This is a genomic window from Micromonospora sp. CNZ303 (assembly GCF_004345505.1).
In genome coordinates this window covers 31,853-45,993 of the sequence record NZ_SLVT01000012.1, presented here as the reverse complement: position 1 = coordinate 45,993, position 14,141 = coordinate 31,853, and the positions used below count along the sequence as shown (strand labels likewise).

Genomic DNA, 14,141 nt, shown 5'->3' with positions numbered 1-14,141 from the left:
ACTCCTTCTCGCCGATGCCGTGGAGCCGCTGGGCCGTCTCCTCGCCCCGGGCGTGGTGACAGGGCTTGCAGTAGCTTGCCGCCTAGGCAAGCCCGTCAGCCCGTCGCCGACTGCGATGGGACTCGGCGACGGGCGGCAAGCGGCTGCACTGGGGCGCACACCTTGTCCGACGCCGGAGGCAAATCGGACATAAGTGCTATTCACCGCCCTTCTGGACGTACCCCCTGACGAACTCCTCGGCGTTCTCTTCGAGAACGGAGTCGATCTCGTCGAGCAGGTCGTCGACGTCCTCGGTGATCTCGGCGTGCCGCTCGGCGACCTCCGGGTTCGCCTCCGTGGTGACGTCCTCGATCTCCTCGCCCTGACGCGACTTGCCCGACTGCGACTGCCCGCCGCTGTCACGAGTGGCCATTGCTGCCTCCTCCACGATCGCCCTGCGATCAACTTACCTCGCGGAGGCGACGAAAAGCCCGCCGCGCGCCGCGTTCGGCACCCGACGGGCGATCGTCGACCCGGTCAGCCGCCGGTGAGGGTCTCCAACAGGTCCTTGGCGCTCGCGCAGCGGTCGAAGAGCGCCCCCACGTGCTTGCGGGTGCCGCGCTCCGGCTCCATCATCGGCACCCGCACCAGCGACTCCCGGCCGACGTCGAAGATGACCGAGTCCCAGCTGGCCGCGACGACCTCGGAGGCGTACTGGGCCAGGCAGCGGCCGCGGAAGTAGGCCCGGGTGTCCTCCGGCGGTTCGGTCATCGCCTTACGCGTCTGCTCGTCGTCGAGCAGCGTCTTCATCGCGCCCCGGGAGACCAGCCGGTGGTAGAGGCCCTTCTCCGGGCGGACGTCGGAGTACTGGAGGTCGACCAGTTGCAGCTTGTGCGAGCCCCAGCCGAGCTGCTCGCGCTCCCGGTAGCCCTCCAGCAGCCGCAGCTTGGCCACCCAGTCCAGCTCGTCGGCGCAGAGCATGACGTCACGGCCCAGCCTGTCCAGCACGCGCTCCCAGCGGGCGAGCACGTCGAGGGTCTGCTCGTCGGCGTCTGTGCCGTAGCGGTCGTCCACGAAGGACCGGACCCGCTCGTAGTAGGCCCACTGGAGGTCCAGGGCCGTCAGCCGCCGCCCGTCGCGCAGCCGCATCCGGTGCGTCAGGGACGGGTCGTGGCTGACGGCGCGCAGCTCGCTGACCGGGTCGGCGATGCCGAGGTCGGGGCCGAGCGCCTTCTCCTCGATCATCGTGAGGATCAGCGCCGTGGTGCCGACCTTGAGGTACGTGGAGATCTCCGACAGGTTCGCGTCGCCGATGATGACGTGCAGCCGGCGGTACTTGTCGGCGTCGGCGTGCGGCTCGTCGCGGGTGTTGATGATCGGCCGCTTGAGGGTGGTCTCCAGGCCGACCTCGACCTCGAAGAAGTCCGCACGTTGGGAGATCTGGAAGCCGCTCTGCCCGCCGTCCTGGCCGATGCCGACCCGGCCGGCGCCGCAGACGATCTGCCGGGTCACGAAGAACGGCGTCAGGTACGCGACGATGTCGGCGAACGGCGTCTGCCGGCGCATCAGGTAGTTCTCGTGCGAGCCGTAGCTGGCGCCCTTGTTGTCGGTGTTGTTCTTGTAGAGGTGGATCGGCTGGGTGCCGGGGATCGTGGCGGCGCGCCGGGCCGCCTCGGCCATCACCCGCTCCCCCGCCTTGTCCCAGCGCACCACGTCCAGCGGGTTGGTCACCTCTGGTGTGGAGTACTCCGGGTGGGCGTGGTCGACGTAGAGCCGTGCGCCGTTGGTGAGTATCACGTTGGCCAGCCCGAGGTCCTCGTCGGCGAGCGCCTCGGCCGGGTCGTACGCGGCGCCGGAGTAGGTGAAGCCGCGCGCGTCCCGCAGCGGCGATTCCTCCTCGTAGTCCCAGCGGGCGCGGCCGCCTCGGTTGAGTTCCGGGCGCGCCCCGTAGGCGTTGACCACCTGGGAGGAGGTGACCATGGGGTTGGCCCCGGCCTGGCCGGGAACGGAGATGCCGTACTCGACCTCGGTGCCCATGATCCGTCTTACGCTCATCGACCTACCCGCTTCGCTCGCCCGACCCGGTCCCCCGTCACGTCGAGCGTAGTCGGCCGCGCGGCGGATGGGGGCGCGGCGGACCGGGGCGGCAGGGGCGGAGAGGCGGGTACGGACGGGACGGGGCCCGTGGCGCGTCGCGCCACGGGCCCCGTGCGGGTGTCCGTCAGAGGTACTGGCCGGTGTTGCTGGCGGTCTCGATGGACCGGCCGGCCTCCGCGCCCTTGCCGCCGGAGACGAGCGTGCGGATGTAGACGATCCGCTCGCCCTTCTTGCCGGAGATCCGGGCCCAGTCGTCGGGGTTGGTGGTGTTGGGCAGGTCCTCGTTCTCCCGGAACTCGTCGACGCAGGCGTCGAGGAGGTGCTGCAGGCGCAGGCCCTTGCGTCCGGAGGTGAGGAACTCCTTGATGGCCATCTTCTTGCCCCGGTCGACGATGTTCTGGATCATCGCGCCGGAGTTGAAGTCCTTGAAGTAGAGGACTTCCTTGTCGCCGTTGGCGTAGGTGACCTCGAGGAAGCGGTTCTCCTCGGTCTCCGAGTACATCCGCAGCACGACCGCGTCGATCATCGCCGCGACGGTGGCCTGGGGGTCGCCGCCGTGCTCGGCCAGGTCGTCCGGGTGCAGCGGCAGCCCGGAGAGGATGTACTTGGAGAAGATGTCCTTGGCCGCCTCGGCGTCCGGCCGCTCAATCTTGATCTTGACGTCGAGTCGGCCCGGCCGGAGGATCGCCGGGTCGATCATGTCCTCCCGGTTGGAGGCGCCGATGACGATGACGTTCTCCAGCCCCTCCACGCCGTCGATCTCGCTGAGCAGCTGCGGAACGATGGTGTTCTCCACGTCGGAGGAGACGCCGGAGCCGCGGGTCCGGAAGATCGAGTCCATCTCGTCGAAGAACACGATCACCGGGGTGCCCTCGCCGGCCTTCTCGCGGGCCCGCTGGAAGATCAGCCGGATGTGCCGCTCGGTCTCGCCGACGTACTTGTTGAGCAGCTCCGGGCCCTTGATGTTGAGGAAGAAGCTGGTGTGCTTCTCCTTGCCCTCCCGCTCGGCGATCTTCTTCGCCAGCGAGTTGGCCACCGCCTTGGCGATCAGCGTCTTGCCGCAGCCGGGCGGGCCGTAGAGCAGGATGCCCTTCGGCGGGCGGAGCTGGTGCTCGCGGAACAGGTCGGCGTGCAGGAAGGGCAGTTCCACCGCGTCGCGGATCTGCTCGATCTGCGAGTGGAGGCCACCGATGTCGGTGTAGTCGACGTCGGGCACCTCCTCCAGGACCAGTTCCTCGACCTCGCTCTTCGGGATCCGCTCGTACGCGTACGCCGAGCGGGGCTCGATCATGAGCGAGTCGCCGGCCCGGATCGGCGAACCGATCAGGGTGTCGGCGAGGTGCACGATGCGCTCCTCGTCGGAGTGCGAGACCACCAGGGCCCGGTCGCCCGGGCTGCCGTCGGGACCCGCGAGGATCTCCTTGAGCATCGCCACCTCGCCGACCCGCTCGAAACCGAACGCGTCGACGATGTTGAGCGCGTCGTTGAGCAGGACCTCCTGGCCGCGCCGCAGCTCGGCGACGTCCAGCGAGGGCGAGACGGCGACCCGGAGCTTGCGTCCGCCGGTGAAGACGTCCACCGTGCCGTCGTCGTGCCGCGCAAGGAAGACGCCGTAACCACTCGGCGGTTGCGCGAGGCGGTCGATCTCCTCCTTGAGCGTCACGATCTGCGCGCGAGCCTCCTTGAGGGTGCTCACGAGCCGGTCGTTGTTCTCGGTCAGCCGCGCCAACTGTGCCTGGGTGGCCGCCAGCCGCTCTTCGAGCTGCCGGACGTGTCGGGGGCTTTCGGTCAACTTGCGCCGCACCAGAGCGAGTTCCTCTTGAAGGAACGCGACCTGCGTGGAGAGATCGTGGGCCTCCTTCTCCCACCGTGCGGCGCGCGAGTCCGCGTCGTCGCTGCGTGCCACGTCCCACCTCCCCGGGGGGCTTGAACGTTCTGCCCTAACACTAGCCGCTATGAGGCCGATTCGGTCCCACGCAACGCGCTCGTCACCGAACCTTGATCGCGAAGGGTGGCCCGGGGGGGCCGGTACGGGCGTTCGGGTACCGTCGGGGCGTGGGACGGGAGAACATGGGGGGTGCGCCGTGGCGCAGGTCGTGACGGACGAGTTGCAGGTCTGGGTTGACCAGGATCTCTGCACGGGCGACGGGCTCTGCGTGCAGTACGCGCCCGAGGTCTTCGAGTTCGACGTCGACGGGCTGGCGTACGTCAAGGGCCCCGACGGCGAGCTGCGGATGGCGCCGGGCAGCCGGGTCGACGTGCCGGAGCACCTGCGCCTCGAGGTGATCGACTCGGCGAAGGAGTGCCCGGGCGAGTGCATCCACGTGGTGCGCGGCAGCGACGGCGTCGAGGTGGCCGGCCCGGAGGCCGAGGAGGACTGACGGCCCGGCCCTCCCGCGCGCTCGCGCGGGAGGAATCGAGACGTCCGGGCCCCCGCCTGCGCGGCCCACCCGGGCGTACGGCTCAGAGCATCGGGCGGCCGACCACCGAGGCGACCAGGCGGGCGAACTCCTCCAGCCGGGCGATCTGTCCGGCGCCGCCGTCGTCGAGGGTCTTGCCGAAGCGCAGCGCGTCGTGCCGGGGCGCGCCCACCGCCTCGTCGCTGGGCGGCGCCTCGTCCAGCGAGGTGAGCAGCAGGTAGACGTCGATGCTGTCGACCCGGATCCCGCCGTCCTCGGCGCGGGTGAGCCGGCGCCGGCAGCCGACCTCGGTCACCGTGGAGACCGGCACCACCCGCAACGACGAGGTCATCGAGCCCGGCGGCCCGTCCTCCGGCGGCACGTCCTCGCCGTGCCAGAGGACGAGGCGGCTGCCGTCGCAGACCACGACCTCCTGCCACACCCCGTTGACCTCGTTGACGAAGCGTTCCAGGGTGAAGCCGAGCACCGAAGCGCCGCGCAGCACCCCACCGAGCGCCTCGAGCGCGACGTCCGGGTCGCGCAGGTACGCCCGGGCAGCCGACTCGAGGTCCTGGTAGGGCGACCAGTCCGGGAACACCGCCGGCAGGTCACCCCCGCCGAAGCCGGGCCGGCTCATGACACCTCCCCGTGCCCGGCCCGCCGGCACGCGCCGACGGGCGGGATCCGTCCGTTCACTCCTCGTCGCCCCGCTGCGCCGTCACGGCCGTTCCGTGTCCTCGGCCGCCTGCTGCGCCGAGGCAGCCGCCGCCTGCCTGGCGGCCTCGGCCTCGCGCAGCGCCTGGCGGCGTTCGGCGTACGCCTCGGCGCCCTTGCTGGGCTTGCGGCGCCGCGGCGGTGCGGTGACGCCGGGGGCGAGCTTACGCGCGGAGACGAGGAACGCGGTGTGCGCGATCATGCGGTGGTCCGGGCGCACGGCCAGCCCCTCGGCGTGCCAGTCGCGCACCAGCGACTCCCAGGCCCGCGGCTCGGTCCAGCCGCCGCGCTCACGCAGCGCCTCGACCAGCTCGGACAGCTGCGGGGTGGTGGCGACGTAGCCGATGAACACGCCACCGGGCACCAGCGCCCGCTCGACCATGTCGAGGGTCTCCCACGGGGTGAGCATGTCGAGGATGATCCGGTCGAAGCCAGTCTCGGCGCACCCGGCGACGTCGCCGACGTGCAGGTGCCACGCCGGGTGCGGCCCGTTGAAGAACGCCTCCACGTTGCGCCGGGCGATCTGGGCGAAGTCGTCGCGCACCTCGAACGAGTGCAGCTCGCCCCCGGTGCCGACCGCGCGCAGCAGGGAGCAGGACAGCGCGCCGGAGCCGGCGCCGGCCTCCAGGACCTTGGCGCCGGGGAAGATGTCGCCCATGGCGACGATCTGGGCGGAGTCCTTCGGGTAGATCACCTGGGCGCCGCGCGGCATGGAGAGCACGTAGTCCGACAGCAGCGGTCGCAGGGCCAGGAACGCGGTGCCGCCGCCGGTGGTGGTGACCACGCTGCCGTCGGGCAGGCCGATCAGCGTGTCGTGCTCCAGGATGCCGCGGTGGGTGTGGAACGCCTTGCCCGGCTCCAGGGTGACCGTGTGCATCCGCCCCTTGGGGTCGGTCAGCTGCACCCGGTCGCCGATCCGGAACGGGCCGCGGTGCACGGGGGGCAGCGCCGGGGTGTCGGCGGGCACCGGGGTGCCCGGGTCTGCCGGGGCGGCGGGGGGAGTTGCGGTCACGTGTTCATCTTCCGTTGAGGTTCGAGGAGCTGAGCCAGATCCGCGATGTGCAGAATGCCCACGACATCTTCGCCTGAGGTCACCACGTACTGCGCGCCCGGGTGGGTCTGCACGGTCTCCATCACGCGTTCCCCGTCGAGTCCCACCGGCATCGTGGGCAGGTCGGGCAGGGATCGGGCGACCGCGTCGACGGCCAGCCAGGGACGGCGCTCCACAGGCACGGCGTCCGCCGCCGCCGGGTCGACCAGGGCGACCGGCCGGCCGGCGGTGTCGGTGACCACGAGGGCGGCGCCCGGGGTGTGCCCGTCGGCGCGCCGGCGCTGCGCCTCGGCCAGCGGCGTGCCGGTGGGCACGGCGAGCACGGGCCGGGCCAGCCGGGACAGGTCGATCAGCGGGAAGCGGCGGCTGATCCGGGCCATCCGGATCGACTGCCCGGCGCCGCGCCACAGGGTGAACGCGACGAGCAGCATCAGCGGCAACGCCAGCGGCGCCAGGTCGCGGGTGAGGGTGAGCAGGGCGACCAGTGCGGCGGTGCCGACGGCGACGACGCGTCCCACCCAGCCGGCGACCTCGGTGCCGCGGTGCCGGTCGCGGGTCACCGCCCAGACCGCCGCCCGCAGCGCCCGGCCGCCGTCGAGCGGCAGGCCGGGCAACATGTTGAACAGCGCGACGATGACGTTGCTCACGGCCAGTTGGAAGGCGAGCTGGTTGGCCAGGGTGCGGTCGGGCAGGGCGAGGGTGGCGGCGACCGCGAGCACGCCGAGCACGGCGGAGACGGCCGGGCCGGCGAGCGACACCAGCAGGTCGATCCGGGGTGTCGGGGCGTCGCGGTCCATCTCGGTGTAGCCGCCGAGCAGCTCCAGGGTGATCCCGCGCACACCGATGCCGTAGCGGCGGGCGGTGAGGGCGTGGCCGAGCTCGTGCAGGAGCACCGAGCCGAGCAGGGAGACCACGAAGCCGAAGCCGATCAGGTAGCCGGCGAGCTGGGACAGCTCGAGCTGGCGGCGGGCGAACTCGGCGTACAGCACGGTCACCAGCAGGGTGAGCAGCACCATCGAGCCGTTGAGGTGCAGCGGCACCCCGAACACCCGGCCCACGGTCAGGCCGCCCCGCGCGTCGGGCCGGCGGCGCGGTCGCCTCGTCTGCTCCATCGGAGCGATGCTACGCGGCGGAGATCATGCGCCGGCGTGGCGACGGGACCGGACGTTGGCGCGCCGCGGCGGTCGTGCACCCGTCCGGCGACTGCGATCATGCACGGTGCGGCGACGGCGGTGGTGTCACACCAGTGCCCTAACCTTCCGGGCATGACGGCGGAACCGGTGACCACCCAGCATTCCCCGACCCCGGCCGATGTCCCGGCGACGGTACGGGCCTCGCTGTCGCCGTCGCGGGCGGCGGATTTCAAGACCTGCCCGCTGCTCTACCGGTTCCGCAGCATCGACCGGCTGCCCGAGCGGCCGACCGTCGAGCAGGCCCGGGGCACGCTCGTGCACGCGGTGCTGGAGCGGCTGTTCGACCTGCCGGCCACCGGGCGCACCCCGACGGCCGCCGGCGACCTGGTGGCCCCGCAGTGGGACCGGCTCGTCACCGAGCAGCCCGAGCTGGCGGCGCTGTTCTCCGACGGCGACCCGGCGGCGACCGAGTTCCTCCGCTCCGCCGCCGGGCTGCTGGAGGGCTACTTCGCGGTGGAGGACCCGCGCCGGCTGGAGCCGGCCGAGCGGGAGAGCCTGATCTCGGCGGTGGTCGACGAGGAGCTGCTGATCCGGGGCTACGTCGACCGGCTCGACGTGGCGCCCGACGGGGCGCTGCGGGTGGTCGACTACAAGACCGGCGGCGCGCCGCGCGAGGCGTTCGAGGCCCGGGCGTTGTTCCAGCTCAAGTTCTACGCGCTGGTGCTCTGGCGCACCCGGGGCGTGGTCCCCCGGGTGCTGCGGCTGCTCTACCTCAAGGACGCGGAGGTCTGCGACTACGCCCCGGACGCCGACGAGCTGCTGCGCTTCGAGCGCACCGTGGTGGCGTTGTGGCGGGCGATCGAGCAGGCGACCGCCCAGCAGGACTTCCGTCCCCGCCCGAGCCGGCTCTGCGACTGGTGCAGCCACCAGGCGCTCTGCCCGACCTTCGGCGGCACCCCGCCGCCGTTCCCGACGCAGGCGGCGCCGGATCCGCTGCGCGACGCCCGGTCCCGCCCGACGCCTCCCGGCGCCGACGAGTGACCGGCTGACCGGCGCACCGCCATCCGGTGAGGTCCACGCGGCGGGTGACACCGCGTCGGCCGCCCCGGCGGGGACGAGCTGCTCTCCTCCTGAGGGATGAGGCCGGGCTCACCGCCGGCGACGATCAATCGGCCGCCACGGCGGATAGCGTCGCGGTATGACTTCGGGCCCCCGGGAGTGGCTGCGCCGGCACCCCCTCGCCGCGGACGTGCTCCTCGCCGGCGGGCTCGTCGTGGCGGAGGTGGTGCTCACCGCGTTGACCCCGCGCGAATACTGGCCGGGGCGCCTGCTGGCGGCGCTGGGCTGGAGCGTGGTCTGCGCCGCCCCGGTGGCGTGGCGGCGGGCGGCGCCGTGGGCGGCGGTCGCGCTGGCGGTGGCGACGCTGGCGGTGCCCCTGCTGCTCGGCCCCGCGCCGACCACGCAGGGCATGACCTTCATGGTGCTCACCTACACGGCGGCCGCCGCCGGGCCACCCCGTACGGCGGTCGCGGCGGCGCTGGTGCTGTGGATACCGGTCGCCGCCACCAGCGCCCTCGCGCCGCCGCCCGACGAGCTGCTGGCGAACGTCAGTCCCGCCTACCTGGTGCTGAACAACCTGCTGGTGGGGGCGGTGGCGTACTCGGTGGGACGCGCGGTGCACGCCCGCCGGGCCTCCACCGAGGCGCTGCGGGAGCGGGCCCGGGCGGCCGAGGAGAACCAGCGTTCGCTGGCCGAGCGGGCGGTCGCCGACGAACGCCGCCGCATCGCCCGCGAGCTGCACGACGTGGTCGCGCACCACGTCAGCGTGATGGGGGTGCTGGCCACGGGGGCCCGTCGCGTACTGCCGAAGGATCCGGGCGCGGCCGACGGGGCGATCGCCACCATCGAGGAGACCAGCCGGGCGACGCTGCGGGAGATGCGCCGGCTGCTCGACGTGCTGCGTACCGATGCCGAGCCGGCCGCCGAGCTGGCTCCGCAGCCGGGGCTCGCCGGCATCGAGGCGCTCGTGGAGCAGGTGCGCGACGCCGGCCTGCCGGTGACCCTGCGGGTCGAGGGCACCCCGGCGACGCTGGAGGAGGGGGTGGCGTTGACCCTCTACCGGATCACCCAGGAGGCGCTGACCAACGCGCTCAAGCACGCCGGCGCGGCCACCGCCCAGGTGCTGCTGAGCTTCGACGGGGACACGGTCGACGTGGAGATCGCCGACACCGGGCGCGGTCCCGGGCCCGACGGCGACCGGATCGGGCACGGCCTCGTCGGGATGCGGGAGCGGGTCGCCCTCTACGGTGGTGTCCTGCGTACCGGGGCGCGGCCGGGCGGGGGCTTCCGGGTGTCGGCGAGGATCCCGGTGGAACCCCGGGACGCGGCGGCGTGACCGGGGATCGGGACGGGGGAATCAGGTGACCGACGCGACGGTGCCGGCACGGCCGGTACGCATCCTGCTCGCCGATGACCAGCCACTGCTGCGTACCGGCTTCCGGATGGTGCTGGGCACGGAGGACGACCTGGACATCGTCGCCGAGGCCGCCGACGGCCTGGAGGCGGTGGAGCTGTCCCGCCGGCTGCTGCCCGACGTGGTGCTGATGGACATCCGGATGCCGCGGATGGACGGGGTCGCCGCGACCCGGGCGATCGTCGACGCCCGGCTGCCGGTGCGGGTGCTGATCCTGACCACCTTCGACCTGGACGAGTACGTGGTGGGGGCGCTGCGGGCCGGGGCGAGCGGCTTCCTGGCCAAGGACGTGCCGGCCGACGACCTGGTGGCGGCGATCCGCACGGTGGCCGCGGGGGACGCGGTGGTCGCGCCGCGGATCCTGCGGCGCCTGCTGGACCGCTTCGCCGACGCGCTGCCCGACCCCGCGGCCGCGCCGCCCCGCACGCTGAGCGCGCTGACCGAGCGGGAGCGGGAGGTGCTCGTGCACGTGGCCCGAGGGCTGTCCAACGCCGAGATCGCCCGGGCGTTGTCGGTCAGCGAGACCACCATCAAGACCCACGTCGGGCACGTGCTGACGAAGCTGGGGCTGCGCGACCGGGTGCAGGCCGTGGTGCTGGCGTACGAGTCGGGTCTGGTGCGCCCGCGGGCGTAGCGCCTCGTCGCCGGCCGGCGCGGGCCGCGTACCCGGGGATCCGCCACGGCAGGCGGCGCGGTTGCCGCCGTCACCTACCGTGACCGGAGACGACGCCGCGCGGTTGACCCTGACGCGGCGTCACTGTGCAGGATCGGTCCCGGCCGGCGGAACGCTCGCGACCGGCCGCCCACTCAGGGGCAACCCTGAGTCGGCACTGGGGGGCACCCGCAGCGCGAAATCCGCCACGGCTCCGACCGGAGTCGGAGGGACCGGGGCCGACGAGCACAGATGATGGGACTGCCGTGCCGGACCAGCGGGGGCGGCGCGGACCGAAGACAGACGGAAGAGGTAGATGACGTGACCGCGACGGTAGGCCAGCAGGCGCAGGCCGCGGCCCGGGCGAGCGACGTGTGGAAGGTGTACGGCAGCGGCGAGGCGCAGGTCGTCGCGCTGCGGGGGGTCAGCGCGGAGTTCGAGCGGGGCCGGTTCACGGCGATCATGGGGCCGTCGGGCTCGGGCAAGTCGACGTTGATGCACTGCCTCGCGGGCCTGGACTCGGTTACCCGGGGCACGGTGTCGATCGGCGACACGAAGGTCACCGGCCTGGGCGACGCGGGCCTGACGAAGCTGCGCCGCGACAAGGTCGGCTTCATCTTCCAGCAGTTCAACCTGCTGCCGACGTTGACGGCGAAGGAGAACATCCTGCTGCCCCTGTCGATCGCCGGACGCAAGCCGGATCCGGCCTGGTACGACACGGTGATCGCCACGGTCGGGCTGCAGGACCGGCTGGACCACCGGCCGGCGCAGCTCTCCGGCGGCCAGCAGCAGCGGGTGGCGTGCGCCCGGGCGCTGGTCGCCCGGCCCGAGGTGATCTTCGCCGACGAGCCGACCGGCAACCTGGACTCGCGGGCCGGCGCGGAGGTGCTCAACTTCCTGCGCAACTCGGTGCGCGAGCACGGGCAGACCATCGTGATGGTCACCCACGACCCGACCGCCGCCGCGTACGCCGACCGGGTGGTCTTCCTCGCCGACGGGCAGATCGTCTCCGAGCTGATCGAGCCGACCGCCGACACGGTGCTGGACACCATGAAGAAGCTGGACACCCCCGCCGAGGTGGCGCGCTGATGTTTCGCGCGACCCTGAAGAGCCTGCTGGCCCGCAAGGTCCGGCTGATCCTCTCCGGCCTGGCCGTGGTGCTGGGCGTCATGTTCGTCTCCGGCGCGTTCGTGCTCACCGACACCCTCGGCCGCTCGTTCGACGCGATCTTCGCCGACGCCTACGAGGGCGTGGACGTCAACGTCGCCGCCAAGCCGAAGATCGACATCGGCGAGACGGAGGGCATGCCGGTGGCGGCGCCGGTGCCGGCGGCCACCCTCGACAAGGTCCGGGCGGTGCCCGGCGTCGCCGAGGCCACCGGCGTGGTCGGCGTCGACGGGGCGCGGCTGATCGGCGGCAACGGCAAGGTGGTCGCCTCGTTCGGCCCGCCGCAGCTCGGCGAGAACTGGACCGGCGAGAGCGACCTGGTGCAGTTGCGCGAGGGGCGGGCCCCGCAGGCCGACGACGAGATCGTCATCAACAAGGCGCTGGCCACGGCCGGCAAGGTGAAGGTCGGCGACCGGGTCGGCGTGCTGACCCTCCAGCCGAAGCAGGAGTTCACCATCGTCGGCGTGTTCGGCTACAGCGGCGGCCGGGACTCCATCGGTGGCGCCAACGAGATCATGTTCACCACGCCGGTCGCGCAGAAGCTGATGCTCGGCGCGCCGGACACCTTCAGCAACCTCTCGGTCACCGCCGCCGACGGGGTGTCCGACGAGGCGCTGCGCGACGCCGTGGCCGCCGCAGTGGGCGCCGACTTCGAGGTCAAGACCGGTGCGCAGCTGTCCGAGGACGCGGCGGCCGGCATGAAGGAGGCGCTGTCCTTCTTCAACCGGATCCTGCTCGGCTTCGCCGCGGTGGCGCTGCTGGTGGGCACCTTCCTGATCCTCAACACCTTCTCGATCATCGTGGCGCAGCGCACCCGCGAACTGGCGCTGATGCGCGCCGTGGGGGCCAGCGGCCGGCAGATCATCGGCTCGGTCGTGCTGGAGGCCGTCGCGGTGGGGCTGGTCGCCTCGGTGCTCGGCCTCGGCGCGGGCATCGGCATCGGCGCGCTGCTGGCGTACCTGTTCAGCACGTTCGCCGGCGGGCTGACCCTGGCCGGGATCGGCGTGCCGCTCTCCGCCGTGGTCGGCGCGTTCTCCGTCGGTCTCGTGATCACCGTGGTGGCGGCGCTGCTGCCGGCGCTGCGGGCGTCGCGGATCCCGCCGATCGCGGCGATGCAGGACGTGGCCACCCCCGACCGCCCGCTGACCAAGGTCACCGTGGCCGGTGCGATCGTCACCGCCGTGGGCGGGGCGCTGCTGGCGCTGGGGCTCACCGGCAACGCCGGGGGCAACACCCTCGCCACCATCCTCGGCGGGGTGCTGTTCGCCTTCATCGGCGTGGCCCTGCTGACGCCGCTGATCAGCCGGCCGGTGGTGAGCCTGCTCGGCGCGCTCTTCGCCTGGTCGGTGCCGGGCAAGCTGGGCCGGCTCAACTCGGGGCGCAACCCGCGCCGCACCGCCATCACCGCCGCCGCGCTGATGGTCGGCATCGCGCTGGTCACCGGCGTGACGGTGATCCTGGACTCCGCGAAGAGCAGCATCGGCGGGCTCGCCCAGGACAGCCTGAAGGCGGAGCTGGTGATCGCCGGGGCGCAGAGCGGCCCCCGGCCGCCGAGCTTCGACCCGGCGGTGCTGGAGAAGGCCGCCGCGATCCCGGGGGTGCGCCTGGCCGACGGCGAGTACGGCGACCTGGCCATGGTCGGCGGCGAGCGCACCTGGGTGGCGGCGAGCAGTGACGTCGCCGCGCTGCGGCAGATCTTCGGGGCCGAGCCGACCGCCGGCGACATCGATCGGTTGGCGCCGGACGGGATGCTGATCAGCTCCGACACCGCGACGGCGCGCGGCCTCTCCGTGGGGTCGAAGGTGCCGGTGCAGACGTCCCGGGGCGAGGCGCGGACGTACACCGTGACCGGCATCTACGCCAGTTCCCAGCTGACCAACCCGGTGGTGCTGCCGGCGGAGGCGGCGAGCGGCTTCGCCATCCCGCAGCCCATCCAGGGCTTCATCCAGCTGGCGCCGGGCACCCGGGTGGCCGACGTGCAGCCGCAGATCGAGGCGCTGCTGGCCGACTCCCCCGAGGTGTCGGTGGCCGACCGGGAGGCGTTCATCGAGCAGCAGACCGGTCAGCTCGACGGGCTGCTCACGATGATCCAGATCCTGCTGGCGCTGGCCATCGTGATCGCCGTGCTCGGCATCATCAACACCCTGGCGCTGTCGGTGCTGGAGCGCACCCGGGAGCTGGGACTGCTGCGGGCCATCGGCCTGCGCCGGGCGCAGACCATGCGGATGATCACCGTGGAGGCGGTGGTGATCTCGGTGTTCGGCGCGCTGCTCGGCGTCGTCGTCGGCGCCGGCCTCGGCGCGGCCGTGGTCGAGGCGCTGCGCGACGAGGGCATCACCGACCTGGTGCTGCCCTGGACCCAGATGGGGATCTTCCTCGGCCTCGCCGCGATCGTCGGGGTGGTCGCCGCCGCGCTCCCGGCGGTGCGGGCCGCCCGGATCAACGTGCTCGGCGCCATCGCTCACGACTGATCCCG

Annotated in this window: 12 protein-coding genes; 6 read left to right on the top strand and 6 right to left on the bottom strand. The window is 72.7% G+C overall.

Annotated features, from left to right (window positions below; translation table 11 throughout):
- Nucleotides 1–196: 196 nt before the first annotated feature.
- From EV374_RS19670 to arc, 3 genes are all read right to left on the bottom strand, one after another.
- Entirely contained in the window at nt 197–412 is a 216-nt protein-coding gene (locus EV374_RS19670; RefSeq protein ID WP_088993750.1) for a ubiquitin-like protein Pup, read from the bottom strand.
- Between the two features lie 104 nt (nt 413–516).
- Complete coding sequence (gene dop, locus EV374_RS19665) at nt 517–2,034, bottom strand: depupylase/deamidase Dop (RefSeq protein WP_132237459.1); 1,518 nt, start codon at nt 2,032–2,034, stop codon at nt 517–519.
- Nucleotides 2,035–2,200: 166 nt separating this feature from the next.
- Nucleotides 2,201–3,982, bottom strand: coding sequence for a proteasome ATPase (gene arc / locus EV374_RS19660; protein WP_121398236.1), 1,782 nt, complete (start codon nt 3,980–3,982; stop codon nt 2,201–2,203).
- A gap of 178 nt (nt 3,983–4,160) precedes the next feature.
- Here arc and EV374_RS19655 point away from each other — a divergent pair, with 178 nt between their 5' ends.
- Nucleotides 4,161–4,457, top strand: a complete 297-nt coding sequence (locus EV374_RS19655; protein WP_132237457.1) for a ferredoxin — start codon at nt 4,161–4,163, stop codon at nt 4,455–4,457.
- An 82-nt stretch (nt 4,458–4,539) separates the two neighbouring features.
- Here EV374_RS19655 and EV374_RS19650 read toward each other — a convergent pair whose 3' ends face one another.
- The 3 genes from EV374_RS19650 to EV374_RS19640 form a co-directional block, all read right to left on the bottom strand.
- A complete protein-coding gene (locus EV374_RS19650) occupies nt 4,540–5,112 on the bottom strand; it encodes a hypothetical protein (RefSeq protein WP_132237455.1) in 573 nt (190 codons plus the stop codon).
- A gap of 81 nt (nt 5,113–5,193) precedes the next feature.
- Nucleotides 5,194–6,201 carry a tRNA (adenine-N1)-methyltransferase gene (locus EV374_RS19645; RefSeq protein ID WP_486485852.1) on the bottom strand — a complete coding sequence of 336 codons (1,008 nt, stop codon included), beginning with the start codon at nt 6,199–6,201 and terminating at the stop codon, nt 5,194–5,196.
- The gene (locus EV374_RS19640; protein ID WP_486485868.1) at nt 6,198–7,289 is read right to left on the bottom strand and encodes a site-2 protease family protein; all 1,092 of its coding nucleotides are present in this window, start codon (nt 7,287–7,289) and stop codon (nt 6,198–6,200) included. Before EV374_RS19640 ends, EV374_RS19645 begins: the two co-directional genes overlap by 4 nt.
- A 216-nt stretch (nt 7,290–7,505) precedes the next feature.
- Between EV374_RS19640 and EV374_RS19635 the strand changes: the two genes are divergently transcribed.
- The 5 genes from EV374_RS19635 (at nt 7,506) to EV374_RS19615 (ending at nt 14,136) form a co-directional block, all read left to right on the top strand.
- Nucleotides 7,506–8,414 (top strand): RecB family exonuclease, encoded by a 909-nt coding sequence (locus EV374_RS19635; protein WP_132237451.1) that lies wholly within the window; start codon nt 7,506–7,508, stop codon nt 8,412–8,414.
- Nucleotides 8,415–8,571: 157 nt separating this feature from the next.
- Nucleotides 8,572–9,768: a sensor histidine kinase gene (locus EV374_RS19630; protein ID WP_132237449.1), complete on the top strand. Its 1,197-nt coding sequence runs from the start codon at nt 8,572–8,574 to the stop codon at nt 9,766–9,768.
- 25 nt (nt 9,769–9,793) lie between these two features.
- The gene (locus tag EV374_RS19625; RefSeq protein ID WP_132237447.1) at nt 9,794–10,480 is read left to right on the top strand and encodes a response regulator; all 687 of its coding nucleotides are present in this window, start codon (nt 9,794–9,796) and stop codon (nt 10,478–10,480) included.
- A 339-nt stretch (nt 10,481–10,819) separates the two neighbouring features.
- On the top strand, nt 10,820–11,587 hold the full coding sequence (locus EV374_RS19620) for an ABC transporter ATP-binding protein (RefSeq protein ID WP_132237445.1): 768 nt from the start codon (nt 10,820–10,822) through the stop codon (nt 11,585–11,587).
- Nucleotides 11,587–14,136, top strand: a complete 2,550-nt coding sequence (locus tag EV374_RS19615) for an ABC transporter permease (RefSeq protein ID WP_132237443.1) — start codon at nt 11,587–11,589, stop codon at nt 14,134–14,136. Before EV374_RS19620 ends, EV374_RS19615 begins: the two co-directional genes overlap by 1 nt.
- The last annotated feature ends 5 nt before the right edge of the window (nt 14,137–14,141 follow it).